At 63.4% G+C, this 6972-nt stretch carries 8 protein-coding genes and 3 pseudogenes; 6 read left to right on the forward strand and 5 right to left on the reverse strand.

The window, feature by feature from the left end:
- Positions 1–24: 24 nt before the first annotated feature.
- The 3 genes and pseudogenes from A5788_RS22130 to A5788_RS23695 form a co-directional block, all read right to left on the reverse strand.
- Entirely contained in the window at positions 25–816 is a 792-nt protein-coding gene (locus A5788_RS22130) for a nucleoside hydrolase (protein ID WP_197494567.1), read from the reverse strand.
- 43 nt (positions 817–859) lie between these two features.
- Positions 860–1414, reverse strand: a pseudogene (locus A5788_RS22135) (aldehyde dehydrogenase family protein); the annotation flags it as partial.
- Between the two features lie 28 nt (positions 1415–1442).
- Positions 1443–2213, reverse strand: a pseudogene (locus A5788_RS23695) (AMP-binding protein); the annotation flags it as partial.
- Positions 2214–2365: 152 nt separating this feature from the next.
- On the opposite strand from A5788_RS23695, the gene A5788_RS22145 reads away from it, so the two are divergent.
- The 3 genes from A5788_RS22145 to A5788_RS22155 are packed head-to-tail and all read left to right on the forward strand — an operon-like array spanning position 2366 to position 3327.
- A complete protein-coding gene (locus tag A5788_RS22145; RefSeq protein ID WP_064870154.1) occupies positions 2366–2761 on the forward strand; it encodes a phage holin family protein in 396 nt (131 codons plus the stop codon).
- The gene (locus A5788_RS22150; protein WP_005203152.1) at positions 2758–3048 is read left to right on the forward strand and encodes a DUF3618 domain-containing protein; all 291 of its coding nucleotides are present in this window, start codon (positions 2758–2760) and stop codon (positions 3046–3048) included. Before A5788_RS22145 ends, A5788_RS22150 begins: the two co-directional genes overlap by 4 nt.
- A gap of 9 nt (positions 3049–3057) precedes the next feature.
- Entirely contained in the window at positions 3058–3327 is a 270-nt protein-coding gene (locus A5788_RS22155) for a DUF4235 domain-containing protein (RefSeq protein ID WP_005203148.1), read from the forward strand.
- A gap of 539 nt (positions 3328–3866) precedes the next feature.
- On the opposite strand, the gene A5788_RS24150 is transcribed toward A5788_RS22155, so the two are convergent.
- Positions 3867–4034: a hypothetical protein gene (locus A5788_RS24150; protein WP_197494568.1), complete on the reverse strand. Its 168-nt coding sequence runs from the start codon at positions 4032–4034 to the stop codon at positions 3867–3869.
- A 207-nt stretch (positions 4035–4241) separates the two neighbouring features.
- Between A5788_RS24150 and A5788_RS24405 the strand changes: the two are divergent.
- Both A5788_RS24405 and A5788_RS22170 read left to right on the forward strand, forming a co-directional pair.
- Positions 4242–4368: pseudogene (locus A5788_RS24405) on the forward strand (dodecin family protein); the annotation flags it as partial.
- Positions 4369–4715: 347 nt separating this feature from the next.
- A complete protein-coding gene (locus tag A5788_RS22170; RefSeq protein WP_156525600.1) occupies positions 4716–5777 on the forward strand; it encodes a YihY/virulence factor BrkB family protein in 1062 nt (353 codons plus the stop codon).
- 43 nt (positions 5778–5820) lie between these two features.
- On the opposite strand, the gene A5788_RS23965 is transcribed toward A5788_RS22170, so the two are convergent.
- Positions 5821–5961, reverse strand: a complete 141-nt coding sequence (locus tag A5788_RS23965) for a hypothetical protein (protein WP_156525601.1) — start codon at positions 5959–5961, stop codon at positions 5821–5823.
- Between the two features lie 275 nt (positions 5962–6236).
- Between A5788_RS23965 and A5788_RS22175 the strand changes: the two genes are divergently transcribed.
- A complete protein-coding gene (locus A5788_RS22175; protein ID WP_064870158.1) occupies positions 6237–6569 on the forward strand; it encodes a hypothetical protein in 333 nt (110 codons plus the stop codon).
- Positions 6570–6972 lie beyond the last annotated feature (403 nt).

Consider the following 6972-nt stretch of genomic DNA (forward strand, 5'->3'; position numbering starts at 1 on the left):
GACTTGATCAAGTGACTACCGGGATCATTCTGCGGGAAGGCACGCCCTCCCAGATCCACAGGTCTTGATCATTCCTCGGTCGTGGAGTGGGATCTGCTGTCCGCGAAATCGCTCCTGGTAGGCGTCGTAGTAGAAGTCGACGATGCGACAGAGGGTTTCGAGTTCCGGACGGTCGAGATCGCGTACGGCCGCCTGGTCTTCCCGATTGAACAGATGGGTGTATGTCAGATCGATCGGCACGAACGTGAGCCGACTCCAGTCCGACTGGACGACGTGCGCAGCCGCCGCGGGATCAGACGCGATGTTCGCCTCCGCCCACGGGGTCACGTTGCCGGGGACGGAGAACGCACCGCCCATCACGGTCATGCCGCCCACGCGGCGTCCAAAGTCGGGCTCTTTCGCCAGGACGTGCGCGAGGTTGGTGAGTGGTCCGGTCGCGATGATGTGCAGTCGGTCGCCGTAGGTGCGAGCCAGCCGACGAAGCGTGTCGGGAGTCGTTGACTCCCCGACGTCATCCGGACCCGAGGGTAGGGACACTCCCCCTAGTCCGTTGCGGCCGTGGAATGACGAGTTGGCGTCGTCGGCGTGGTCGTCGCCCGGCGCCTCAAGTCCGACAGATACCGGGATGTCGAGCCTGCCGAACAACCGCAGCACCCGGCGAGCGTTCGCGGCGCCCCGCCGTGCGTCAACGTTGCCCGCCACGCTTCCCACGCCGACGATGGGAGTACGCCTCGCGAGTAGGTACGCCAGGGCCAGTGCATCGTCGATACCGGGGTCGCAATCGAGGAAATAGACCCGGGAATTGTTGTCGGACATCATTTTATCCCCTCCGTGGACATCTGAGCGTGTCTCGACCGCATCACGAGGTGAGCGCGATGTACTTGATGTTGAGGTACTCGTCGATGCCCTCGCTCCCGCCCTCGCTCCCCAGACCCGAGTGTTTGACGCCACCGAAGGGAGCTGCTGGGTCGGAGATCATCCCGCGGTTCACGCCCACCATGCCGGCTTCGATGGCGGCAGCTACTCGGCTGGCCCGGTCGAGATCGCGTGTGTAGAAGTAGGCGGCCAAGCCGTGGTCGGTTCCGTTCGCCGCCTCGATTGCCTCGGTCTCGGTGTCGAACCCGGTGATCACCGCAACCGGACCGAAGATCTCCTCGTCCAAGAGGGACGATCCGGCAGGGACCTCGTCGAGGAGGGTCGGCTGGTAGAAGAAGCCCGGCCTGTCGACAGCTGCTCCCCCGGTGTGAACACGGGCTCCCGCTGCGACCGCTTCGTCGACGAGGGTCGAGACTGCGTCGCGCTGCCTCGCGTTGATCAGAGGGCCGAGCGAGACCCCGTCGTCGTGGCCAGGGCCCACGGTGATCGCATCGATCCGGGCGCACAGCGCTGTGGTGAACTCGTCCCGGATTCGATTGTCGACCAGGATCCCGGCGGATCGACGACAGGTCGTAGTCGTCGACGATCGGGTGCTTGGCGAGGGCGACCGCGATGGGCGGGGCGATGTATAGGTATGTCACGCGCCGGCTCTGGACGAGGTCGAGGAACGTGGGCAGTTCCATCTTCGGCATCGTCACCAGCGTTCCGCGGCGATACAGGGTCAGGTTCATGATGGTGTTCATCCCGTAGATGTGGAAGAACGGGAGTACTGCCATGACCCGGTCGTCGCGGTTGACGTCGATGGGGATGCTGCTTTGGGCGATGTTGGCGACGAGATTGCGGTGGGTGAGCATGACGCTCTTCGCCAGGCCGGTCGTACCCGATGAATAGGGCAGAGCCGCTAGTGCCGTGGAGGGGTCGACGGTGACCTCGGGTGCCGGAAGGTGGTGTTCGATCAGGTCGGCCAGCGATGCCCGGTGATCCGATCGATCGACGACGATGATCGCTTCGGCGGGGATTCCGGCCTGTCGGGCGGCGTCGTCGGCTGTCGTCAGCAGCGACGACATCGTGATGTACGCCTTCGCTTTCGAGTCCTTGAGCTGCCTGGCGACCTCGGTGGCCGAGTAGAGGGTGTTGAGCGTGGTGACGGTTGCGCCAGCGCGGAGGACTCCGTAGTAGGCGACGGCGAATTCCGGCGAGTTGGGCATTTGCACAGCGATGACGTCGCCGGGCGCGATGCCGCGTGCTGCCAGTGCTCCTGCGAGGGCGTCCGCGCGTCGTCGGAGTTCGCGGTACGTGAGGTCTGTGTCGCCGTCGGTGATGGCTATGCGGTCCAGGTCTTCGGAAGTGAGGGATTGCGACGGCCTCGGACCTGGCCACGATCAAGGTCGTCCGCGAAGCTGGCCGGCCGCGACGCAGCGAGTTTGACAGCGTCGGCGATCGGGTAAGGTATTCAGCACGAATAACCCCTCGACCTGAGGAGCGGCCCGTGGTTGAACAAGCCCCCGACGAGCTGTCGACCGTGCAACTCGTCGAACGCCTGCAACAACAGACCACCACCCTGGTCACCACCGAGATCCGTAACGCCCTGGATGAAATAAAGACCAAGGGGACCCGACTGGGAATCGGAGTCGGCATCTCCGGTGCCGGCACCTTGCTGGTGCTGTACGGGCTCGCCACTCTGGTAGCGGCCGCCGTCATCGGCCTGGCCATCGCCGTCCCGGCGTGGCTGTCGGCACTCATCGTCGGTGCCGCACTCGTCGCCATTGGTGGCGTCGCTACCGCCATCGGGGCGCTACGGGCCAAGGCAGCGGTGCCACCCGCCCCCGAACGCACCGCGGCAAGCGTGCAACGCGACGTCGAGACCATCAAGGAGCATCTGTGACCACGACACCCGAGGAGCCCCGCGACGCGGACTCGACAGCTACCCCACCACCCGTTGTTCCGGACGAGTCGCCACCGGTCGAAGAGCAACGGGCAGAGCTGGCCCGCACAGTGGATGCGCTGACCGACAAGCTCGACGTCCCGACCCGCCTCACTGCCGCAGCGAGCCAGAAAGCGCATGACGCCGCAACCACAGCCAAGGACAACAAGCAGACACTGATCGGCGGCGCCGTCGTCGCAGCCATGGCCATCGGAGTGATCCTGGCGATTCGTCGCCGACGTCGATAGGAGTTTCCCATGAGTACGGTGTCCAAAGCCTTCTACAAACCGCTGTCGCTGGCGACCAGCGTCTTGGGCGGTATCGCCGCCGGGGCAGTGTTCAACCAGATCTGGAAACGCGTCTCCGACAAGCCCGATGCCCCCTCGCCCACCGATCTACAGCGCACCAACTCCGAAGTGCTGACCGCGGCCGCGTTGCAAGGGCTAATCTTCGGACTCGTGCGTGCGGCGGTCGATCGCGCCGGAGCGCGCGGCTACAAAGCCGTCACACACGAAGATCCGGCATGATCCCGATGACGCCCTGACACCCAGCGCCTGCCCGGGGGCATCGGCTACGGCGACGGGGCGCAGTTGCGTGACAACCGGTGTCAGTTCTGCTCGTACAAAGCAGCGCTCTGCGACGCCTGGACCCACACGGGAGATCAGTCGAACCAACGACAGACGCAACCAAAGCTCGTCGAGAGCGTTTCGTTTCGATGTCTTGCAGGGGGCTCTGTTCCGACCACCGATTCGAGTCCGGCGGCCGATTCGAGTCCGGCGGCGAGGTTCTGGAGAGTGGTGAACGCAGCCACCGTTGACGAAGCCATGCGCACGATGGCATCCATGGGACTCTCCCGCCACGCCCAGTTGTCGCCGCACCTCCTGCGTAAACGGCCTGTGCGCGACAACGTTCCTACGCCGATCTCCACGAATGGCTGGCACAGGCCAACTCATCGACGACGCCCTCTCGTCGTGGCGGGCGACTGGGCAGCTGCCGACGCCGACACATTTTCACCACCGGCAGTGCCCCGGGGGTGAGAACGGGGTCTACAGGGTGACGAGCTCGATCAGGAGTTCTTCTCGGTGTCCTCGACCAGCTCGTGCTCGTGCTCGGCGCGCTGGTCGAGTTCCTCGCTGTCGAGATGCTTGGGAGACTTGGCGTGCTCCCGATGATCGGGGTGCACCGTCTCAGTCGGGACCATCACGTCATCCAGGGTGGGTTCGTCATTGCTCATGGTTTAACAATAACCACTCACGGTGACACCCAAACCCGTCCCGCTTAGTGCCCGGCCATCTCGTCCTTGACCTTGCCTGCAGCATCCTTCACGCTTCTGACGCGCCCTTGACCGCGGACGCCGGCATCGCGTTCTTACTTGTTCGATCACCCTTAATAGGGTGCAGGGAAGTGAAATGCCTGCCGAGGTCGACGACGTCGAGTGTTTGACGACGCGATCAAGGGCACGATCTCACGGGCGAACGACTGTTCAGAATCTCGAGTGGTTCGAGGTCGTCGAGACTAGAGGTCATATCGACAACGGCACGGTGGCCCACTTCCAGGTCACCCCAAAACGGGTTTCCGCCTCAACGAATCGTGAGTCTGCGGACGGTGACTTGCCGTTCTCCGCGTTGATCATTGACTTGCAAGGTGACGGCCCGACCACCGAGGGCGGGGCGTCGCGCGCAGCCTGTGCCACAGCACCTTGAGGACCCGGAAACCGGGTCCGGATGTTCCGACCACCGCTGCACGTGATCCAGTGACATGGCCACGGCCATCAGAACAAGCGGCGCCATGAGGCCGACGAACATCGCACTTCCCTCCCCTGGTGACGCGCACTCGGCGTCACGCCTTCCCGTCGTCTCGTTCGGGCGCACTCGGCGCCTGGTTAACCGGCCACATTGACGGCTACCTTGGGACGATGAGTTTCCCATGCGACGACCACATCCGAGACGATCCTGACTCAGCGGATCCCGATGATCCGCGTAAGCCGGACTCGCTGACCGATCTGACGAAACCGTCGTTGGTCTACGTGTTACGTAAGACCGCACGCGAATTCTCCAAGGACCAGTGCACGGACCTGGCGGCCGCGCTGACCTATTACTCGGTATTGTCCTTGTTCCCGGCTCTGCTCGTGTTGGTGTCGCTGCTCGGTGTGTTCGGGCAGGGGCAACGGACAACTGATGCCGTGCTGAGGATGGTCGACGATCTCGGCCCGTCATCGGCGGTCGACACGCTTCGTGGGCCGATCGAGCAGATAGTCACTGCGCCCAGTGCGGGCTTCGCCCTGGTGATCAGTTTGGTTGGCGCGGTGTGGTCGGCATCCGGGTACGTCGGCGCGTTCGGTCGTGCGATGAACCGGATGTACGAGATCGATGAGGGCCGGCCGATCTGGAAGCTGCGGCCGCTCATGCTGCTGGTCACGCTGGTGGCGTTGATCATGACTGCGGCTGTCGCGTTCATGCTGGCCGTGAGTGGTCCGGTAGCGAAGTCGCTCGGCGATGTGATCGGTGTCGGCGACACAGCGCAGGCGGTCTGGAGTGTCACGCGGTGGCCGGTGGTCCTCGTCTTCGTCATTTTGATCGTGGCGATCCTGTATTGGGTCACCCCGAACGTGCAGCAGCCGAAGTTCCGGTGGGTCAGCGCGGGCGCGGTTCTGGCGATCGTCACCTGGATCGCCGCGTCGGCGTTGTTCGCCTTCTACGTGTCCGAGTTCAGCAACTACAACAAGACGTATGGCGTGTTGTCGGGGGTCATCGTGTTCCTGCTGTGGCTCTGGCTCACGAATCTCGCTCTGCTTTTCGGCGCGGAGTTTGATTCCGAGCTCGAACGAGGCCGCCAACTCCAGGCCGGATTGCCGGCCGAGGAACACCTGCAGCTTCCGCCCCGCGACACGCGAGCGGCGGACAAGAAAGAGCATGCCGACAAGAAATTCGTGAAACGTGCTCGCGCGTTGCGCGAGTCACGCGGTGAGCAGACCTGAGACGCAGTCCGCACTGCTGGTCAGCGGTGTCGGAAACGCGCACTCAGGAACGCAACTGCCAGTGCAGCACAACGGTGGTTCCCTCGTCGCCGGTCGACGTGGTGACAGCGTCGCTCAATACGGCCATCAACGCGATGCCGCGACCACGAAGGGGGACTCTCAGGATACCCTGAAGTTTTGACACCTGTGACACAATACGTTGTGCAGCAACATGTTTTGGATGTGCACTCGCAGCGATATTTACCTACGCTATGGCCAACGTGGCCAAGCGCCTGATACTCGAGGCCGAATGACGAATGGCTTGTAGCCCGCACGCGAGGTAATCCACCCCGCAAATCGGCTGTGCGACTGAGTGATTGGACCCTGCTCGCCGTGTCGGCGGAACCGATTAAGCTGTGTGGTCATGACCCTAGTTGATCCGTCACAGACTCCCGCTGGTACGCCGCGACCATTGCTCATATGGGAGGAGACCTCTCGGTTTCCGATCACTCACGGCAGAAGCGTCAGCGCTACCCCATCGAGGTCTGGGAAACCGCGAATGGCTCGGTATTCGCGATTGTGAGTGACGTGCGCGGCAACACGTCGTTGATGAACGCCTCGGAGCGCATCGCCGCCGCCGTCCGAGGTGAATGGAAGCATGTCACTGCCATCATCGAGCACTGGCCCGGTGGGATCGGCCCCGAAGGGAACCAGCGGTTCGTGTGGGGATCGGAGACAGGCGGCTACACGGCATTGGACGCGGAAGTCTTGGCCGCCGACTATGGACTGGTCCTTCCCCCTCCGCCACAGTAGCGACGGCCCCGCCCTACTACTCGCGCTGAAAATAGCTCAGCCAAGAAGCCTCTCGACGACCACTCCAAATTGTGCGGCATAGGCGTCGGCGTCTGCGCGCTCCTCATCGGTGAAGACTGCGATATTCGCGGGGCATGATGGGCGCACAATGAGCGTCAGATCCGAGATAGATACTCGAGCGCGGCGAGGTGTGCGGCGATCGGCTCCATAAGCCGCCGTCGACTCATCCATCCGTATCCTCCTCTGCCACTGCCCAAATAGTGTTGGCGACGTTGTTGGGGTCGCTGGCCCAGGTGGTGTGGCCGCAGAACGGCACAACCAGTAAAGGAGATATTGTCAAGATCTGTGGATGAGGTTGTTTCAGGCAGCCTCCTGCTGGTCGGGTGAGGCGGTGCCGGGTTCG

The sequence above is a fragment of the Gordonia sp. 852002-50816_SCH5313054-c genome (genome assembly GCF_001665925.1).
Taxonomy (GTDB): domain Bacteria; phylum Actinomycetota; class Actinomycetes; order Mycobacteriales; family Mycobacteriaceae; genus Gordonia; species Gordonia jacobaea.

Excerpts from the sequence above, each read along its gene's own strand:
- A5788_RS22130 (WP_197494567.1), bottom strand. The coding sequence starts at position 816 with ATGTCCGACAACAATTCCCGGGTCTATTTCCTCGATTGCGACCCCGGT.
- A5788_RS24150 (WP_197494568.1), bottom strand. The coding sequence starts at position 4,034 with ATGAGCAATGACGAACCCACCCTGGATGACGTGATGGTCCCGACTGAG.
- A5788_RS22155 (WP_005203148.1), top strand. The coding sequence starts at position 3,058 with ATGAGTACGGTGTCCAAAGCCTTCTACAAACCGCTGTCGCTGGCGACC.
- A5788_RS22170 (WP_156525600.1), top strand. The coding sequence starts at position 4,716 with ATGAGTTTCCCATGCGACGACCACATCCGAGACGATCCTGACTCAGCG.
- A5788_RS22175 (WP_064870158.1), top strand. The coding sequence starts at position 6,237 with ATGGGAGGAGACCTCTCGGTTTCCGATCACTCACGGCAGAAGCGTCAG.